The sequence below is a fragment of the Microbacterium sp. 5K110 genome (assembly GCF_005774735.1).
GTDB lineage: Bacteria > Actinomycetota > Actinomycetes > Actinomycetales > Microbacteriaceae > Microbacterium.
Genome location: NZ_VBUM01000074.1, coordinates 1 through 18,292 on the forward strand (window position 1 = coordinate 1; position 18,292 = coordinate 18,292).

General features: G+C 72.3%; 18 protein-coding genes. 9 read left to right on the forward strand and 9 right to left on the reverse strand.

Going from position 1 to position 18,292, the window contains the following annotated elements; all coding sequences use genetic code 11:
* Positions 1-51 precede the first annotated feature (51 nt).
* Entirely contained in the window at positions 52-1,374 is a 1,323-nt protein-coding gene (locus FE256_RS14090) for a M20/M25/M40 family metallo-hydrolase (RefSeq protein ID WP_138176757.1), read from the reverse strand.
* 93 nt (positions 1,375-1,467) lie between these two features.
* Between FE256_RS14090 and FE256_RS14095 the strand changes: the two genes are divergently transcribed.
* A complete protein-coding gene (locus tag FE256_RS14095) occupies positions 1,468-2,451 on the forward strand; it encodes a Gfo/Idh/MocA family protein (RefSeq protein WP_138176760.1) in 984 nt (327 codons plus the stop codon).
* A 42-nt stretch (positions 2,452-2,493) separates the two neighbouring features.
* Positions 2,494-3,357 (forward strand): NYN domain-containing protein, encoded by an 864-nt coding sequence (locus FE256_RS14100; protein ID WP_138176762.1) that lies wholly within the window; start codon positions 2,494-2,496, stop codon positions 3,355-3,357.
* A gap of 9 nt (positions 3,358-3,366) precedes the next feature.
* Here FE256_RS14100 and FE256_RS14105 read toward each other — a convergent pair whose 3' ends face one another.
* Positions 3,367-3,993, reverse strand: coding sequence for an MDR/zinc-dependent alcohol dehydrogenase-like family protein (locus FE256_RS14105; RefSeq protein WP_138176765.1), 627 nt, complete (start codon positions 3,991-3,993; stop codon positions 3,367-3,369).
* Positions 3,994-3,997: 4 nt separating this feature from the next.
* Complete coding sequence (locus FE256_RS14110; protein ID WP_138176768.1) at positions 3,998-5,596, reverse strand: ATP-dependent DNA ligase; 1,599 nt, start codon at positions 5,594-5,596, stop codon at positions 3,998-4,000.
* Between the two features lie 183 nt (positions 5,597-5,779).
* Between FE256_RS14110 and FE256_RS14115 the strand changes: the two genes are divergently transcribed.
* On the forward strand, positions 5,780-7,435 hold the full coding sequence (locus tag FE256_RS14115) for a RecQ family ATP-dependent DNA helicase (RefSeq protein ID WP_138176771.1): 1,656 nt from the start codon (positions 5,780-5,782) through the stop codon (positions 7,433-7,435).
* Between the two features lie 25 nt (positions 7,436-7,460).
* On the opposite strand, the gene FE256_RS14120 is transcribed toward FE256_RS14115, so the two are convergent.
* The 5 genes from FE256_RS14120 to FE256_RS14140 all read right to left on the reverse strand — a co-directional run bounded on the left by FE256_RS14120 (position 7,461) and on the right by FE256_RS14140 (position 13,243).
* Positions 7,461-7,868: a DoxX family protein gene (locus FE256_RS14120; RefSeq protein ID WP_138176774.1), complete on the reverse strand. Its 408-nt coding sequence runs from the start codon at positions 7,866-7,868 to the stop codon at positions 7,461-7,463.
* A 41-nt stretch (positions 7,869-7,909) separates the two neighbouring features.
* On the reverse strand, positions 7,910-8,686 hold the full coding sequence (locus tag FE256_RS14125; protein WP_138176777.1) for an LLM class flavin-dependent oxidoreductase: 777 nt from the start codon (positions 8,684-8,686) through the stop codon (positions 7,910-7,912).
* Complete coding sequence (locus tag FE256_RS14130) at positions 8,683-9,564, reverse strand: LLM class flavin-dependent oxidoreductase (protein ID WP_138176780.1); 882 nt, start codon at positions 9,562-9,564, stop codon at positions 8,683-8,685. The genes FE256_RS14125 and FE256_RS14130 overlap by 4 nt, the downstream gene beginning before the upstream one ends.
* 192 nt (positions 9,565-9,756) lie before the next feature.
* Positions 9,757-12,285, reverse strand: a complete 2,529-nt coding sequence (locus tag FE256_RS14135) for an ATP-dependent Clp protease ATP-binding subunit (protein WP_138176783.1) — start codon at positions 12,283-12,285, stop codon at positions 9,757-9,759.
* Positions 12,286-12,409: 124 nt separating this feature from the next.
* Positions 12,410-13,243 carry a hypothetical protein gene (locus tag FE256_RS14140; RefSeq protein WP_138176786.1) on the reverse strand — a complete coding sequence of 278 codons (834 nt, stop codon included), beginning with the start codon at positions 13,241-13,243 and terminating at the stop codon, positions 12,410-12,412.
* Positions 13,244-13,303: 60 nt separating this feature from the next.
* Here FE256_RS14140 and FE256_RS14145 point away from each other — a divergent pair, with 60 nt between their 5' ends.
* From FE256_RS14145 to FE256_RS14150, 3 genes are all read left to right on the forward strand, one after another.
* A complete protein-coding gene (locus FE256_RS14145) occupies positions 13,304-14,065 on the forward strand; it encodes an EI24 domain-containing protein (protein ID WP_138176789.1) in 762 nt (253 codons plus the stop codon).
* 25 nt (positions 14,066-14,090) lie between these two features.
* A complete protein-coding gene (locus FE256_RS18235) occupies positions 14,091-14,240 on the forward strand; it encodes a hypothetical protein (protein ID WP_171024345.1) in 150 nt (49 codons plus the stop codon).
* A 91-nt stretch (positions 14,241-14,331) separates the two neighbouring features.
* Positions 14,332-15,435: a class I SAM-dependent methyltransferase gene (locus FE256_RS14150; protein ID WP_138176792.1), complete on the forward strand. Its 1,104-nt coding sequence runs from the start codon at positions 14,332-14,334 to the stop codon at positions 15,433-15,435.
* 3 nt (positions 15,436-15,438) lie between these two features.
* Here FE256_RS14150 and FE256_RS14155 read toward each other — a convergent pair whose 3' ends face one another.
* Positions 15,439-15,903, reverse strand: coding sequence for a DUF3817 domain-containing protein (locus tag FE256_RS14155; RefSeq protein WP_138176795.1), 465 nt, complete (start codon positions 15,901-15,903; stop codon positions 15,439-15,441).
* 358 nt (positions 15,904-16,261) lie between these two features.
* On the opposite strand from FE256_RS14155, the gene FE256_RS14160 reads away from it, so the two are divergent.
* From FE256_RS14160 to FE256_RS14170, 3 genes are all read left to right on the forward strand, one after another.
* A complete protein-coding gene (locus tag FE256_RS14160; protein ID WP_138176798.1) occupies positions 16,262-17,287 on the forward strand; it encodes an FUSC family protein in 1,026 nt (341 codons plus the stop codon).
* Between the two features lie 7 nt (positions 17,288-17,294).
* The gene (locus FE256_RS14165; RefSeq protein ID WP_138176800.1) at positions 17,295-17,798 is read left to right on the forward strand and encodes a hypothetical protein; all 504 of its coding nucleotides are present in this window, start codon (positions 17,295-17,297) and stop codon (positions 17,796-17,798) included.
* A 72-nt stretch (positions 17,799-17,870) separates the two neighbouring features.
* On the forward strand, positions 17,871-18,292 hold a 422-nt coding region (locus tag FE256_RS14170; RefSeq protein ID WP_252371036.1), incomplete at its 3' end, for a PfkB family carbohydrate kinase.

The following is an 18,292-nucleotide window of genomic DNA, read 5'->3' on the forward strand; positions in this document are numbered from 1 at the left end:
CGAAAGAGGAGCGGCGCGGGCCCGCCGGCCCCGCCGGCCCCGCCGGGCGCGTCAGGATGCCAGGAGGGCGCGGTAGAAGCGGATGCCGCGGAGCCACACGTCGACGCGGATGCGCTCGTCGGGAGCGTGCAGGGCGTCGCGTTCGGCGCGCGTGAGGTGGAACGGAGCGAAGCGGTACACGTTGTCGGTGAGCCCGGTGTAGAACCGGCTGTCGCTCGCCCCGAGCTGCAGGTACGGCAGCGGCACGACGTCGTCACCGAGCGTCTCCCCCACCGCCGTGGCGAGCCGCCGCCAGGCCGCGCCCTGCCACGGGGACACCGGAGAGGGATCGCCCCCATGGCGCAGCTCGATGTCGATGTGCGGGTCGGCGATGGCGCGGCGCACGTGGATGGCGGCATCCGACACCGTGTCGCCGGTGAGCAGTCGCACGTTCACCGTCGCGCGTGCAACGGTGGCGAGGACGTTGTCGCCCGCCGATCCCTCCAACCGGGTCACCACCGCGGTCGTGCGGACGAGCGCGTTGGTCTCGGGCCCGAGCAGGGCGAAGGCTGCGGTCAGCACCGGCGCCGTCAGCTCGGTACGGCGGAATGCCGTGCGCACCGGCGCGGGCGCGTGCGCGGCGGCGGTCGCGAGCATCGCCCGGACCGGGGGGACGAGCCGGCGCGGGAAGGGGCGACGACGCAAGCGATCGATGGCACGCGCGAGGCGCGCGGTGGCGGGGAGGGCGGGCGGCGTGGACGCGTGTCCGCCCGCTTCCCGCGCGACGAGGTCGAAGGTCGCAGTGCCGCGCTCCGCGACCCCGATCATCGCCGTCGGCGCCGCGACACCGGGCACCGCGTCCTCGACGACGGCCCCGCCCTCGTCCAGCACGAGCGCGGGGCGGACACCCCGCTCCGCGAGCAGCGCGGCCATCGCGTGAGCGCCCGTGCCCAGCGTCTCCTCATCGTGGCCGAACGCCAGCCACACATCGGTACGCGGAACGAGCCCCTCCGACAGCGCCTCTTCGACGGCCTCGAAGATCGCCACGAGGGCGCCCTTGTCGTCGATCGCGCCGCGGGCGTACAGCGTGGCCTCAGCCCCCTCGCCTTCGATCCCGGCGGCGAAAGGGTCCCGGGTCCACGGTTGCCCCGCCGTGTCGACGACGTCCTGGTGGGCCAGGAGCAGCAGGGGCTCGCCGGTCGACCGCCCCCGCCAGCGGTACAGCAGCGAATGCCCGGCGACGACCTCGCGCTCGAGGTGCGCATGGACGAGCGGGTAGAGCCGTTCCAGCGCGGCGCGGAACTCCTCGAAGCGCGCCGTGTCGGTCCGCGTCACGTCGACGTGCGACACGGTCGGGATGGCCAGCAGCTCGCGGAAGCGCTCGACGGGCGTCATGACGCGAGCCTACGCGGGCGGCATCCGTCCTCGCTCCTTCGCGCGCCGTCCCGACGCGGCCTGATGTCCCGTTCGCGCCGATACGGTGGAGCCATGACCGGACTGCACTGGGGCATCCTCGCCACCGGCGGCATTGCGCACGCCTTCACCTCCGACCTCCGCACTGCGGGACTCGACGTCGCCGCCGTCGGTTCCCGATCGATCGAGAACGCGCGCGCGTTCGCCGAGCAGTACGACATCCCCCACGCGCACGGCTCGTACGAGGAGCTCGTCTCCGATCCCGACGTCGACATCATCTACATCGCGACACCGCACCCGGGCCACCTCGACAACGCCCTTCTCGCGCTCGACCACGGCAAGCACGTCCTCGTCGAGAAGCCGTTCACCCTCAACGGCACCGAGGCCGCGGCGATCCGCGACCGCGCCGCCGAGAAGGGTCTCTTGGCGATGGAGGCCATGTGGACGCGGTACCTGCCGCACATGGAACGCATCCGCGAGATCCTCGCCGCCGGCACCCTGGGGGAAATCCGTGTGGTGTCCGCCGATCACACGCAGAAGATCTCGACCGACCCGCAGCACCGTTTGAACTCCCTCGACCTGGGTGGTGGAGCGCTGCTGGACCTGGGCATCTACCCCATCTCGTTCGTGGTCTCCGTGCTCGGCCTCCCCGAGCGCATCACCGCGATCGCCCGCCTGTCGGATGCCGGGAGCGACGCCGAGGTCGCGACGGTGTTCGCCCACCCCGGCGGCGCCGTCTCGACGACCGTGTCGTCCTCGCGCGGTGCGGGCATGAACATCGCGCAGATCGTGGGCACCGAGGCCCGGATCGAGATCGACCGCGTCTGGTACACGCCGACGACGTTCCGCGTGGTCGGTCCCGACGGCGGCGTGATCGAGGAATTCGACGGCGCCGTCGAGGGACGCGGAATGCAGTTCCAGGCTCTGGCGGCCGAGCGCCTGGTCGCGGCGGGGGCGACCTCGAGCGACGTGCTCTCCATCGACGACACCGTCGCGATCATGGGTGTTCTGGATGAGATCCGCCGACAGATCGGTGTGGTCTACCCCGGGGAGCGCTGAGCGGGCTACCCGTCTCACGCTCCTACGGGGGAGACTGGAGCCATGCCGGATACCCAGAGCGCCCGTGTCGCCGTCTACCTCGACTTCGACAACATCGTGATGTCCTGGTACGACCGCGTGCACGGGCGCAACGCGTACTCCCGCGACCGGCAGAAGATCGCCGAGAACCCGATCGAACCCGAGATCGCCGAGCGGCTGACGAAGGCGACGATCGACGTCGGAGCGATCATCGACTACGCGGCGTCGTTCGGCACCCTGGTTCTGACGCGCGCCTACGCCGACTGGTCGGCCCCGGTGAACGCCGAGTACCGCTCGCAGCTCGTGGCCCGCGCCGTCGACCTCGTGCAGTTGTTTCCCGCAGCGGCATACGCCAAGAACGGGGCAGACATCCGTCTCGCGGTGGATGCCGTCGAGGACATGTTCCGTCTTCCGGACCTCTCGCACGTGGTGATCGTGGCGGGTGACAGCGACTACGTCCCCCTCGCGCAGCGGTGCAAGCGTCTCGGGCGCTACGTCGTCGGCATCGGTGTGGCCGGCTCCACGGCGAAGTCGCTGGCCTCCGCGTGCGACCGATTCGACAACTACGACGGTCTTCCCGGCATCCCCAAGCTCGCCGAGACGAAGAAGGATGCCGCACCCTCGCGGCCGCGCGCTCGCAAGCGGTCTCAGGATCCGGCGGTCAATTTGCTCGAACGCGCCATGCAGCTGGAGGGCGAGCGCGCCGACGGAGAATGGCTGCACGCGTCGGCGGTCAAGGACCTGATGAAGCGGCTCGACCCGTCGTTCAGCGAGAAGGCGCTCGGCTTCCGCAGTTTCTCGGACTTCCTGAAGGCGCAGACCGACCACGTCGAGGTCGACGAGGAATCCAACGTCGTGCAGGTGCGCGCGGTCGCGCGGGCAAGCTGAGGCCCGGCGTCAGCGCCGCTGGGCGCCCGGGGCGACGTGCGCGAGCACACTCCCCCACACCTCCGACAGCGTCACGTGGCCGTTGATCGTGTCGAGATCGTCGGGGTGGATCTCCTCGATGCGGGCGGACGGCAGACGGCTCCTGTACCACTCGGCGTCGCCCGCGTCCGCCGGCCCGGAGCCCCCGACGACGATCAGGGTCTCAGCGGCGACCCCGTCGAGCAGCGGCGCATGCACGTCGCGACTGAGCGGGTCGGACGGGCTCTCGACGCCGACGATCGCCAGTCGGTCGACGACATCACCCATCGCGGCTGCCAGGTGAATGGCGATCGGCCCGGCGGACCGTTCGCCCACCACCCCCACCGTTGTGCCGAGCGCTTCGCGCTCGAGCAGTGTCCGCAGGGCGTCGACGGTCAGACCCGCGGGCGTCTGTCCGCCGAACGCCGGCGGGTCCTCGAGCTCGGGGGCGTCCAGACCCACCGCGACGATCCGGACGTCGAACCCCGACGTGATGCGGACGTCAGGATCGATCGTCGAGACGTCGCCCGTGCGCAGCACGAGCACCGCGCGGGGCGCGCCCGGTGTGCCGAAGCTGCGGTACTCGAGTTCTCCATCCAGCCACGGAGCACGACTCATCGCCTCACCCTTCCCCGGGCCTGGCGCCCGCATCGTCGGCGGCATCCGCCTCGTCCGTCTCCGGCCCGATGGGGGCACCGGCGCCCGGCAGAAGTGCGCGGAGCGTGTCGATCGTGTCAGCCTCGGCCGCCGGCTTGTCGGGCCGGTAGGCCTTGACGCGCGCGAACCGCAGCGCCACACCGCCCGGGTAGCGCGAGGACCGCTGGACACCGTCGATCGCGATCTCGACGACCGTGTCGGGGGCGACGCGGATCCCGCCGGGAGCGGCACCGATCTCGCGCTCGGCGAAGTGGGCCGTCTGCCACCGCAGGAGCTCGTCGGTGAGGCCCTTGAAGGTCTTCCCGACCATGACGAAACCACCGGGATCCCCGAACGCCCCGCCCGGATCCCGAGCCCCGAGGTGCAGATTGGACAGCCAGCCCGCGCGCCGCCCGGATCCGCGTTCGACGCCGAGCACGACGAGATCGAACGTGTGCACCGGCTTGACCTTGAGCCAGCTCTTGCCACGGCGTCCCGCGGTGTAGGGGGCATCGAGGCCCTTCACCATGACACCCTCGTGACCGGCCTGCAGAGCCGCACGGGCGAACGCGTCGGCCTCGGTGGGATCGTCGGTCACGATCGCCGGGATCCGCGCGTCGGGGGCGATGCGGTCGAGTTCCGCCCGGCGGACCACGAGGGGCTCGTCGACGAGATCGCGCCCGTCGATGTGCAGGACGTCGAAGAACCAAGGCTGCAGCGCGATCTCGCGCGCCGTCTCGGCGCCGAACCGCGCCATCGTCTCTTGGAACGGGCGCGGCGCCCCGTCGTCGTCGAGCGAGAGCGTCTCGCCGTCGAGGATCACGTCGGTCACCGGGAGCTCGCGGACGAGCGCGACGATCTCGGGCACGCGGTGGGTCACGTCGGCCAGCGTGCGCGTGTACACGTGCACCTCGTCGGCGTGACGGTGGACCTGCACGCGCGCACCGTCGAGCTTGTACTCCACCGACGCTCGACCGGCGATCGCGAGCGCGTCGGCCACCGACGCGGCGGTCGAGGCCAGCATCGGCTGCACGCCGCGGCCCACCACGAGACCGATGGATGCCAGATCCTCCGGCGTCCCCGTCAGAGCCACCGCGGCCGTCTCGCCGAGGTCGCCGGACAGCATCGCGGCCCGACGCACGAGGAGCGGATCTCGGTCGGCGGCGCGCGCGACGGCGTCGAGGAGCACGCCCTCGAGTGCACCGGTGCGCAGCTCACCCGTCATGATCCGGACCAGCAGGTCCCACTCGTCCGCCGTCGCCTGTGCGGCCAGGTCGTCGAGAAGAGCCGTGCGCGCCGCGGCCGACCCGCCGCCCGAGATCGCGACCAGCCGCGCGAACGCCGCGTCGATGTCGCCGATCGTCAGCCGGGACGAGTCGGCGTGCTCGCCGGCGCGCGCTGCCAGCGTGCGCCAACCGACGCCGAGACGTCCCTGGCGGGGCGCGGCGGTGAGCAGGCCCACCGCCGGCACGATCTCGTCGGGGGCGAGTCGGCCGAGGGCCTCGGCGAGGACCTCGACCTTGGCGAGGCGCGAGCGCGTGGCCGTCACCGCCGCGAGCGCGGCCTGCAGATCGCCGAAGAGCATGTCGGCATCCTGGCATCCCCCTCCGACATCGCCGGTGGCTTGCGCTCGCGCGCCGGGGATGCCACTCCGTCCGCCGCCTGGAACGCCCGGTCGAGAACACACGCGCCTCAGCTCCGCAAGCCCCGGTCTGCGGCCGACCCGCTGGAGTGTGCTGGATCTCCAGAAACCGACGAACGAGGTCCCGTGAACGCTCCCGCCACCGCCGATCAGTCCGCTCGCACCGCCCGTGAGGTGTTCGGGTGGGACGCGCTCCTCCCGGGCCAGGCGGAGGCGATCGACGCCGTCGTGAGCGGTCGCGACACGCTCGTCGTCTTCCCCACCGGAGCGGGTAAATCCGCGGTGTACCAGATCGCCGGATGCGAGTTGGGCGGAGTCACCGTGGTCGTCTCTCCGCTGCTGGCGCTGCAGCGCGACCAGATCGACTCGATCGACGCGGCTCCGGACGCCCCCGCGGCCGTCGCGCTCAACTCGCGGACCGGGGCGCGGGCCCGCCGCGCCGCCTGGGCCGCGATCGAGAGCGGCGACCCGGTATACGTCTTCCTCGCGCCGGAGCAACTGGCGAACCCCGAGGTGTTCGGTCGGTTGCAGCGGTCCGACGTGCGGCTCTTCGTCATCGATGAGGCACACTGCGTGTCGGCGTGGGGGTTCGACTTCCGTCCCGAGTACGCGCGCATCGGCGACGCCGTCGAGGCTCTCGGTCATCCCCCGGTGCTGGCGTTGACGGCGACAGCCTCGAGTCCCGTCCGCGACGACATCGTCGCGAGCCTCGGCATGCGCGACCCGCACCTCGAGGTGCGCGGAATGGACCGCCCCGAGATCCGTCTGGCCGTGCGACGCCACGAACACGACGCCGACAAGCGCCGCGCCGTCCTGGACGACGTGGGGGATGCCGACGGCCCGACGTTGCTGTACGTGGCCACCCGTAAGGAGACCGACGCGTACGCCGCCGAGCTCGCCGACCGGGGACTCCGGTCCGCGGCGTACCACGGCGGCATGGCGCAGAAGAAGCGCGACGACGTGCACTCCGCGTGGCGGGGCGGAGAGCTGGACGTCGTCGTGGCGACCTCGGCGTTCGGGATGGGCGTCGACAAGGCCGACGTCCGGCTCGTCGTGCACGCCGACGTCACCGAGTCGCTGGACTCGTACGCGCAGGAGATCGGACGCGCCGCCCGCGATGGAGAGCCGGCTCGGGCAGTGCTGCACTATCGCACCGAGGACTTCTCGCTCCGTTCGTTCTTCGCCGGCGGGCACAGCGCACGTTCGGACATCGCCGGCGTCTGGGACGTCCTGCGGCGCGCCGACGCACCGATGCGGGCCAAGGAGATCGCGGAGGAGAGCGGACGCTCGACCCGGGCGATCGGCCGTGTCCTCACTCAGCTCGTCGCGAGTGGACTGGCGGTGTCAGGCCCCGAGGGGATCTTGGCGGACACGGATGCCACAGCCGGCGACGCCGTCGCCGCGGTGCGCGAGCGCGACGCGGCCGAGGAGCGCATCCGCGCGTCGCGCATCGAGATCATGCGGGGCTACGCCGAGACGGTGCGCTGCCGTCGCCGCGCGCTGCTGGAGTACTTCGGGGTCGCGGCGGAGGAGCGCTGCGGAAGGTGCGACCGGTGCGACGCGGCCCCGACGGAGGCAGAGCCCGCTGCCGTGACGGCCATCGACCCCGACGCGGAGACGGTGCGCGTGGACTCCGTCGTCGAGCACGACGAGTGGGGCACGGGCACCGTCATGGCCGTCGAGGCCGATCGGCTCACGGTGTTCTTCCCCGACCACGGCTACAAGGTGCTCGCCCGGGCGGCTTTCGACCGCGGCATCCTCGAGCTCGGCGACGCCGCGTAGCCCGGGTGGTCGTGGGCGCCGCGGATCACCGCTCGCGCGTCGCCCACCAGGCCCAGACGACGAGCGGCAATTGCAGGAACAGCCGCACGAAGCGCGCCCGGTCTGTGCTCAGGCCCGGCGCCGAACGTCCCGTGCGCCACTGGTGCACGTTCCCCGGGAACACCGCCACGAAGAACGCCGCGACGACCGCACCGACGCGGCGGCGTTCGCGCGGCAGAGCGACGAGGCCGACCCCGAGCAGCACTTCGGCGGCCCCGGATGCCACGACGATGGCGTCCTTGTCGGTGTGCAGCGCCCGCGTGGCCCAGTCCGGCACGACGATGCGGTATCCGCGGCGTCCCCAGGTCAGATGGCTGACACCGGCCCCGATCAGGAGAAGGGCGAGCACGCTGCGCGCGACGAAACGGACGGTGAGACCTCGACGTCGTGGCATCCGGTCAGTCTGTCATCCGCCGCAGAGGGCACGGGCCGTCGTCAGCCCCGCCCCGGCCCCGTCCGCCGCACGAACTCGAGGTAGGCCTCGACCGTGTCCTCCGCGACGATCGCGCGCAGCACGACCTCGTCGGCCGCCGCCCGATAGGCCGCGACCGCGCCGTCCAGTGCGGTGACGTCGCGGATCGTGGTGTCGGCGGCATCCACCCCCATCCGCGCGAAGTTCGCGGCGTAGTTCGGGAACGCGGCGTAGCGCGCGGTCTCGGCGTCGAGGCGCTCGCGCGCGGCTGCCGCGATCGCGGTGCGGACGTAGACGGCGACGTGCGTCGCAGGGACGAGCGCGTGGAGGGCCTCGGCCTGCGCGTGCGCCTCGGTGGGCGGCACCCAGTTGAGCAGCACCCCCTCGGCGTGCTCGGCGCCGGTCCGCCGCATCTTCGGCCCGAGGGCCCCGACCAGCACGCGCGGCAGCCCGGCGCCGTGCAACACCGCGACCGCGTCGCGGACGCGCGCGAGCGCCCCCTCGCGGGCGATTCCCGAGCCGATGCCGATCGTCAGGCGGTCGAACGGCAGGTCGAGGGATGCCGCATGCGCGACGATCTCGTCGGCGGGGCGGCGATCGACCGGGATGACGCCGGTCGCAAGCCGCAGGCGATCCGTCACGCGGGCGGCCGCCGCGAGAGCCGCGAGCGCGTCACCGTCGGGGGTGTCGTTCACCCAGAGCGTGTGGAACCCGGCCTCTTCGACCGCCGGGGCGATGGCGGCGATCGCCTCGGGGCCGAGGGACCCCGCGACCCCCAGCGAGAGCACCCCGTCGCTCACGAGACGCCTCCGGCGGCGGGGAGCGCGACGGCGACCTGACCGACGCCGGCGAGGAACGTGTGCAGGTCGACGTCGTCGGTGGGGAGCAGCACGACGTCGTCCACTCCGGCCGCCTGGAACCGCGCGATGCCCTCGGCGACCTCGCCGACCGATCCCGCCAGGGCGCGGTCCGCGGCATCCGGGAGGTCCTTCAGTACCGCCGCGACCCGCTCGGACGCCCCCGGACCGAAGGCCGTCAGGACGTACGCGACGACGTCGGGGCTGCCCTCGCGCCCAGCCTCGGCCCATCCCGCCCGCACCGTGGAGACCGCCTCGGCGATCTCGGCGACCGTGTGTCGGCTGTCGAGGATGACACCGTCCGCCACCGCGCCGGCGAGGTGGAGGGTCTTCGGTCCTTCGGCCGCCGCGTATACGCGCGGGGCGACGACCGGCGGCCAGTCGAGCGTGACCTCGCGCAACCGCACGTAACGGCCCTCGGCGCTGACCGTGCCTCCGGCGAGGAGTCCGCGCAGGGCCGGCAGCTGCTCCTGCATGAGCGTGAGCGGCGAGGCGGCCTTGGCGCCGATCTGCCGCATCCAGTCCTGCACACCGTGCCCGAAGCCCGGAAGCAGACGCCCCGGGAACATCCGCTCGATCGTGGCGACCTCCATCGCCGAGGCCGCGACGTTGCGCAGCGGGAAAGGCGCGATGCCCACCCCGACGCGCAGGTGGTCAGTCACGGCGAGCGCGGCCGTAGCCGCAGCCCACGCCGAGGAGCGGAAGCAGTCCTCCCACAGCCAGAGCTCGGGCACACCCTCGCCCTCGGCGACGCGCGCGGCCTCGCGCAGCTCTTCGGGCGGATGCGGGTACGGGCTGAAGATCGTGCCGATACGACTCATCCCCCTACTCTGCCGTGAACCTCCGACATCGCGGACGACGCCCCGTGGCATTCATCACAACTCCTGCAGCATGCGTCCGGACCCGCGGCCAGGACCCAGAACGCCGTGACCTGCAGGAGTTGTGCCAGCGAACCCGCCGGGCGCAGACAGGGTCGGGCCCCCGGAACCCGAAGGTTCCAGGGGCCCAGGGCCTTACGCGGCGAGCGCCTCGACGGTGGCCCGGACGACGAACCCGGATGCCGTGGCATCCACCGTCACCGCTCCCCCGTCGACGAGGTCGCCGGAGACGAACAAGTCGGCGATCCGGTCGTCGATCTCGCGCTGGATCACCCGGCGCAGCGGGCGCGCACCGTACTCGGGCTCGTGGCCGACCTCGGCGAGGCGGTCGACCGCGGCATCCGTCACCTCGATCGCCACGTCGCGCGACGCGAGCCGCTTCGACGTGCGGTCCAGCAGCAGACGGACGATGTCGCGCAACTGCTCCTTCTCGAGCTTGCGGAACATCACGATGTCGTCGATCCGGTTGAGGAACTCCGGCCGCATGGCCTCGCGCAGCTTGCCCATCACGCGGTCGCGCAGGTCGTCGTCGGCGAACTCGTGGCCGGTCGTGGTGAAGCCGATCGCTCCCGACCGGGATGCCAGCACCTCGCTGCCGAGGTTCGAGGTCATCACGATGACGGTGTTGCGGAAGTCGACCGTGCGCCCCTGGCCGTCGGTCAGGCGTCCGTCGTCGAGCACCTGCAGCAGCAGGGTGAAGACGTCGGGGTGGGCCTTCTCGATCTCGTCGAACAGCACGACGGAGTACGGGTTCCGGCGCACCCGCTCGGTGAGCTGGCCGGCCTCGTCGTACCCGACGTATCCCGGAGGGGCACCGATGAGGCGCGAGACGGTGTGCCGCTCCCCGAACTCGCTCATGTCGAAGCGGATCACGGCGGAGTCGTCGTCGAACAGCGAGCCGGCGAGGGCCTTGGCCAGCTCGGTCTTGCCGACGCCGGTGGGCCCGAGGAACAGGAACGAGCCGACGGGCCGGTGCTCGTCGCCCATGCCCGTGCGGTTCCGGCGCACGGCCTTCGCGACCGCCGTGACCGCGGCATCCTGTCCGATGACGCGGGCGTGGAGCTCGGTCTCGAGGTGCGCGAGGCGTCCGCGCTCGGACGCGGTCAGGCGAGAGACCGGGATGCCGGTGGCCCGGCTGATGACCGCGGCGATCTCGGGCTCATCGACGACGGCTGCCGCGCGCGGGGCGCTCGTGGCCTCGTCGAGGCGCGTCTGCACCGCGGCGATCTCGTCGCGCAGTCGCGACGCCTCTTCGTAGTGCTCGGCCGAGACGGCGGCGTTCTTGTCGGCCTCGAGGCTCGCGAGACGCTCGACGAGGGCGGACGTGTCCACCGTCGCCCCGAGCTTGAGACGCAGCCGCGCCCCCGCCTGGTCGATGAGGTCGATCGCCTTGTCGGGCAGCACGCGGTCGGGCAGGTACCGGTCGCCGAGCTCGACCGCGGCGCGCAGGGCGTCCTCGGTGTAGGTCACGGCGTGGTGCTCCTCGTAGGCCGAGCGCAGGCCGCGCAGGATCTCGACGGCGTCGGAGAGGGAAGGCTCACCGACGCGAACGGGCTGCAGACGCCGCTCGAGGGCGGGGTCCTTCTCGATCGTGCGGTACTCCTTCAGCGTGGTGGCACCGATGAGGTGCAGCTCACCACGGGCCAGGCGCGGCTTCAGGATGTTTCCGGCATCCATCGCCCCCTCGCCGCCGGCTCCGGCGCCGACGATCGTGTGCACCTCGTCGATGAACACGACGAGCTTTCCGGACTGCGCGGCGATCTCGTCCATCGTCTGGGTCAACCGCTCCTCGAAGTCGCCCCGGTAGCGGGCGCCGGAGAGCATCGCGGCGAGGTCGATCGACACGACGCGGGTGTCGCGCAGCTGCTCGGGGACGTTGCCCTCGACGATCGCGCGGGCGAGTCCCTCGACGACGGCGGTCTTGCCGACACCGGCCTCGCCGATGAGCACGGGGTTGTTCTTCGTGCGGCGGCTGAGGATCTCGATCGTCTGCTCGATCTCGTCGGCACGACCGATCACGGGGTCGAGGCGTCCCTCGCGGGCGAGGGCCGTGAGATCCGTGCCGAAGCGGTCGAGGTTCGGGGTCTCGGATGCCGTCGGGGCAGAACCCGTGACCTCGTCGCCGCCCACGACGGTCTCGCGCACGCCCTGGGTCAGCGCCTCGGCGGTGACACCCGCCTGCGCGAGGATCTGCCCGGCGGGGGCGTCCTGCGCGAGGACCAGCGCGAAGAACAGGTGGTCGGGGTCGACGTAGGTCGAGCCTGCGGCGCGAGCGACCTGGAAGGCGTGGAACAGCGCGCGCTGCACCGAACCGGCGACCACCGCGCCGTCGACGTCGGCGGCGGGACCCGCGGCCGGGAGGCGGCTCTCGGCGGCGCGCGCGATCGCGGCCGGGTCGGCGCCGAGCCGGGTGACGGCCTCACGCGCGGGCGACTGCCCGACGAGGACGTGCAGCACGTGCAGCGCGTCGAGTTCGCGCTGTCCGCGACCGAGGGCGTAGCGGCCGGCCTGCTGCAGGGCATCCTGCGTCCGCGAACTGAGGAACCGGCTCAGGTCGATGGAACGTTCGGCACGAGCGCGTTCCCCCGCGAGGTAGCGCGCGAGGAACTCGTCGAACGACTGAGCGCCGTTGTCCCCGGCGCCGGGGGTGACATCTTCGGGCAATTCCGTCTCCTGTGATACGTGAGTGGAGTCGGCTCAAGTTTGATACTTGAGCGACCGCGTATCAAGTTCAACGGCGAGGCTCCGAGGATATTCCCGGGTGCGTTCCCCGCCGCCGGTCGCACGCTCAGAGCCGCAGTCGGGGATCGGGATCGTTCCACAGCTCCACGGTCTGCACCGCCCAGAATGCCGCGAAGAACACGAGAGCGGCCGCTTCGCCGATGAGCACCCACGGCACCGGGGCGGACACCTCGGCACCCGCGACGGCCGCGACCAGCACCACGCCGAGCCCGACGAGGGTGAGGAGGATGCCGCCGGCCACCACCGCATACGCCCGGCGGAACCGCCGCGGCGCCCGTTGCGGGCGCCAGGCGGCGACCACGGCGACCGCCCCGATGACGACGAAGAACGCCACGGCCGCGGCGTTGTGCGCGAGCGCGAGGAACGACGCCGGGTCGACGCCCGCCCACACGGCGAGCCCGACCGTGAGCGCGGCGACGACGCTCGCGGTCGCCGCGACTCCGCGCGAGAACGTGCCCTGCACGACGGCGAGGACGATCGCCGCGACGACACCGAGGAGGACGACGGACGCCACGGCGATGCCGTTGTTCGCGACCGTCGGCAGCACCGCCGGGAGGACGCACGACGTCGCCGAGCCGCACACCGGCGAAGACACCGTCGTGGGTACCACGGCCACGACGAGGGCGAGCACGGCGGCGATGTCGAGCAGCCCCTGCTCGACGCTGCGACCGGACAGGGCGAGGAACGCCGCGGCGACCACGAACAGCGACGCGACGAACATCGGGCCGGCTGGGGTGTAGTACGACGCGCTCACCGACGGCAGCCCACCCCCGACGACCCCCTGCACACCGATCGCGACGCCGAGCAACAGCGTGGCGCCGAGGATCGTCAGCCGCACGTACCGGTAGGTGCGTTGCGTGGAGGTGGTGCGGATGCGCATGTCCACATCCTGTCAGCGACCTCCGACGCGGCCCCCGCGACGCCCTGCGAGACTTCTGACATGCATGAGTTCCTCCAGGGCGCCCGCCTGCTCCTCCGCGGACTCGGTCAGTGGCGCCGCTCCCCCGGCGCCATGGCTCTCGGACTCATCCCCGGATTCCTCGTCGGTCTCGTGTTCGGCGCCGCGCTCGTGGCCTGGGCCGTCCTGCTGGGCAACGTCGTCGACGACTGGACGCCGTTCGCCGACGACTGGGACCCGCTGTGGGCGACCGTGCTGCGCACCGCGATCGGGGTGGCCTCGTTCGGCGCGGCCGCGTTCCTTGCGATCGTGTCGTTCACCGCCGTGACCCTGACCGTGGGCGAGCCGTTCTACGACCGGATCTGGCGTGCCACCGAGCTGACCGCGCTCGGCCGCGTCCCGGACAGCGACTATGGGTTCTGGCGTTCGATCGCCGACGCTGTGCGGCTGATCGCCCGCGGCGCCCTCACCGCGCTCGCCGCATGGCTGCTCGGTCTCATCCCCGTGGTCGGCGGAGTACTCGGGTTCACGGTCGGGTTGCTCCTCACCGGCTGGCTGCTCGCCGACGAACTCACGTCCCGCTCCCTCGCGGCGCGCGGCCTCGACCGCCGCGCCCGCCGAGCGGTGCTGCGGGAGAACCGTGCCCGGGCACTCGGCTTCGGGGTGGCGACGCAGCTGTGCTTCCTCATCCCGCTCGGCGCTGTGGCCGTCATGCCTGCCGCCGTCGCCGGCAGCACGCTCTGGACGCACGCGGCCCTCGGTGAACGGGCGGGGCGGAACCTCGACGCCGACGCCGCACGATAGCCTGGAGCGACCGAAGGGATCCCCTATGTTCATCGTCTCGCTCCTCCTGTTCGTCGGCGGCATGCTGCTCACCGGCCTGTCGTTCTCGCTGGCCGCACCGGCGCTGTTCTTCGCGCTCGGCATCATCCTCGTTGCCGCGTCGCTGGCTCTGCCCTTCCACTTCGGCACGCGGTAAGCCCGCGTCCGTGTCGGGATCGTCGCGCGCACGCGCTGCGTCTTCCGACCTCGGTCCGAGTGACCGCCCCGCCCCCGGGTAGCGTGGAAGGGTGACCTTCTCCCTGGACGACCTCCGCCGCTGGCCGGACCTCGAGGGTCCCGACCTCGTCGCGGTGGATGCCGCCGACCGCCTCCTCCTCGATGAATCCGCCGCCGCGCGGGACGACGTCCCCGACGGCGGGCTCGTCGTCATCGACGATACGTACGGCGCGCTGACCCTGGGCGCTGCCTCCGACGGAGCGCGCGGCATCCGCGTGCACCAGGATGCCCTCACCGGCGAACGGGCCCTCGCGTCCAACGCGTCCCGCCTCGGGCTCGACGACACGTTCTCGTCGCACGGCCTGGATGCCGACCTGGTGCGGGACGCGCGGGTCGTCCTGCTGCGCCTGCCCCGGTCGCTGCGCGCGCTCGACGACGTCGCGAGCTTCATCGCCGCGCACGCCCACCCCGACGTCGTGGTCTTCGCCGGCGGCCGCATCAAGCACATGACGCCGACGATGAACGACGTGCTGCGGACGCGGTTCGCTCGCGTCGACGTCACTCACGCCCGACAGAAGTCGCGTGTCCTCGTCTCGCGTGGCCCGCACGGCGGCGCGGATCCGCAGCCAGAGGCGGCCACGGTCGACGGGCTCGAGATCCGCGCGCTCGGCGGCGTGTTCGCCGGCGCCTCGATCGACATCGGCACGCGTCTGCTCCTGGCCCACCTGCCGGAGCCGACGAGCCCCGAGGCGATCGACTACGCGTGCGGGAGCGGGGTCGTGGCCGCGGCTTTGGCGACGCGGCATCCCACCCTCCGCGTCATCGCGTGCGATCAGTCGGCCGCGGCCGTGGCCTCCGCGCGGGCGACCGCCGAGGCCAACGGTGTCGCCGAACGGATCCAGGTCGTCCGCGACGACATGCTCGGCTCCCAGCCCGACGGCAGCGCACGCTTCATCGCGCTGAATCCGCCGTTCCATTCCGGCCCGGCGATCAACGAGGGCATCGCGCCGCGCTTCTTCGCCGACGCCGCGCGCGCCCTCGCGCCCGGCGGTGAGCTGTGGACGGTGTGGAACTCGGCCCTGCAGTACCGTCCCGCGCTCGAGCGGATCGTCGGACCGACGCGTCAGGTCGCCCGCGACCGCAAGTTCACGGTCACGGTGTCGACGCGTCGCTGAGCGTCAGCCCTTGCCGCCCGGCGGACCGACGACCAGCAGCACCACGAAGATCAGCGCTACGACCGCCGCGATCAGGATGCCGAGCACCCACGGCCGCCGCAGGAAGAACCGCAGCAACCGGTCCAGGGGCCGGCGGTCGCGCGGGTCGTCCCCGGCCTCGAGGCGCCAGCCTCCGCGCAGCCGCCCGGTGCGGTGCAGCCACAGCTCGGTGGGCACCGTCGCGTACGGGATGATCGCGCTGACGATCGCCACCGCGGCGGGCCCGAAGCCCCACCGCTGATTCAGGGCCACGAGCACCGCGGTGGCGCCGTAGGCGAGGAACACGAATCCGTGGATGCCGCCCCCGATCGTCACCGCGATCGGCAGGTCGGCGGCGGCCCGCAGGATGAGCCCGGTGATGAGCAGCGTCCACGACACCGCCTCGGCGATCGCGAGCGTGCGGAACAGGGTCAGCGGCGTGCGGAACACGTCTCTCCTCGTACGGGTCGGGGTCTTCCAGCCTACGGAACGCGGGTGGACGTCACCCTCCGCACCCTTCGATGTCGAAGCAGCCCCGCGTCACTCGACGGGTTCGTCGTCGCCGTCGAGCGTCGGGTCGGACTTCTCCCCCTGCGCCGCTGTCGACGTGTCGGGCTCGGGACCGGGCTCGATCGGGGGCTTCTCGCGGTCGGTATCCATGCCTCCACCCCATCACACGAGGGCCGCCGCCGTCCCGCACCCCACCCGCTCGGACGCGGACGTCGCACGTCGCCGCCGGCGAGATTCCCGGATGCCACACCCCACCGCCGCTGCAAGCGCGCCGCTCCGCCCGACGTAGGCTGGAGAGGTGGCGGAATCCCGGGGACGTGTGTGGACCGGGGTCATCCGCGTCGGACCCCATCAGGGCGATCATCGTGTCGCCGCGCGGGCGGCGCTGAGCGTCGGTGTCCCGCTGCTGATCCTGCTGCTGATCGGTCGCCTGGATCTCAGCGTCTACGCGTCGTTCGGTGCTTTCGCGGCGCTGTACGGGCGCCTCGACGTCCCCCGTCGTCGGGTCCGGATGCAAGCCACGGCGGGCGGCATCCTGGTCCTGGCGATGCTGCTGGGCACCGCGCTGTCCGCGCTCGCGGCACCGCCGCTGGCGAGCGTGGCGGTCGTGGCGGCTCTCGCCGCGGCAGTGACGCTGTTCGCGTACCGGTCGCAATGGCATCCGCCCGGCGCGCTGTTCACCGTCTTCGCGGCCGGCGCGTGCGCGAGCTTCCCCGCGACGGCGGCGACCTTCGGGCTCGTGCTCCTGGTGGGGGCGAGCAGCGTGATCTGGAGCCTCCTCGTGACCGTCGTGTTCGTACTCGCGCGACGCGGCTCATGGCGGCTGCCGACGCGCCCGCGCCCTCCGATCGGAGCCGTCGCGTGGGAGATGACAGCGACGGTCGGGGCCGCGGCGCTCCTCGCCGGTATCGCCGGGGCCCTGCTGATCGGCACGCACTGGTACTGGGCGATGGTCGGGGCCGTCGCGGCCGTGGGCGGGGCGCACGTCACCGCGCGTCTGATCCGCGGAGTTCAGCGCCTCGTCGGCACCCTCCTCGGAGTCCTCATTGCCGCGGGCCTGCTCGCGCTGTCGCTCCCGCCGTGGGCGGTGCTCGTGGTCGCGATCACCCTGCAGGCCGGCGCCGAACTCTTCGTCGGACGCAACTACGGCATCGCGATGGTCTTCATCACGCCGCTGGCGCTGCTGATGATCTCGCTCGCCTCCCCCGCCACGCCCGACATGCTGTTGCGCGACCGAGTCCTCGAGACTGTGATCGGTGTCGCGGTCGGCACGGTCGTCGCGATCGTGTCGGCAGCGTTGCGTCGGCGACCCTCGCGAGGGTGACTCCGACATGACGACTTCCCCCGACGCAGCGCCCGCGTCCCCGCCGCGCCTCGGCCACGACGCCGCCGAGCGGATCAGCGCGGGCTGCTACGGCGCTCTCGTCTCGGCATCCACCCTCTTCGGTCTCGGCGACTCCGATGTGGGCGTGGTCATCGCCGTGGTCGCGCTGACGAACATCGTGTACTTCGCCACCCACGTCTTCGCGTACTCGCTCGGTGATGTCTCGACCGACCGCCCGTCGCGGATCATCGCGCACCACCTGCGGGTGAGCGCGCCGATGGTGTCGGTGACCTTCGCGCCGCTGCTCGTCGTCGTGGCGCTCACGGCCCTGGGGGTGACACTGCCGACGGCATTGCTGTGGGGTGTCGGAGTGGCGATGATCTACCTCGTCGTCGTCGCGACCACCGGCGCACGCCTGCGCGGCTACTCCCCGCTCACCGTGGTGCTGACGGCGGTGGGGGCCGCGATCGTGGCGGCGCTTCTCATCGTGGCGAAGCTGCTGCTGCACTGAAGGTGACAGGCTTGGTCCGGTGAGCACCGAACTTCTCCCCTCCTCGCGCGTCGTCGCCACGGAGACCGAGCGATGACCGCCGCACCGAAACTCACGGTCGTCGGCGCCATCAACGTCGACCTGACCGCCCGCGTGCGGCGGGCACCGGGACCCGGCGAGACCGTCGCCGACGGCGAACTGCAGCGGGGCCCGGGCGGCAAGGGTGCGAATCAAGCCGTTGCCGCGGCGCGACTGGGCGCTGATGTCCGCCTGGTCGGCGCCGTGGGAGACGACCCCGACGGGCACGGCATCCGGCAGCGGCTCCGCGGTCTCGGCATCGACGCGTCGGGGGTGCAGACCTCGGCCGAGGCCACCGGGACGGCGCTGATCGTCGTCGATGCCTCCGGTGAGAACTCGATCGTCGTCTGCGCGGGCGCGAACGCCGACATCGACGCCGACAGCCTCGGCATCGCGCAGGGCGCCGCCGTGCTGATGCAGTTGGAGGTGTCGGATGC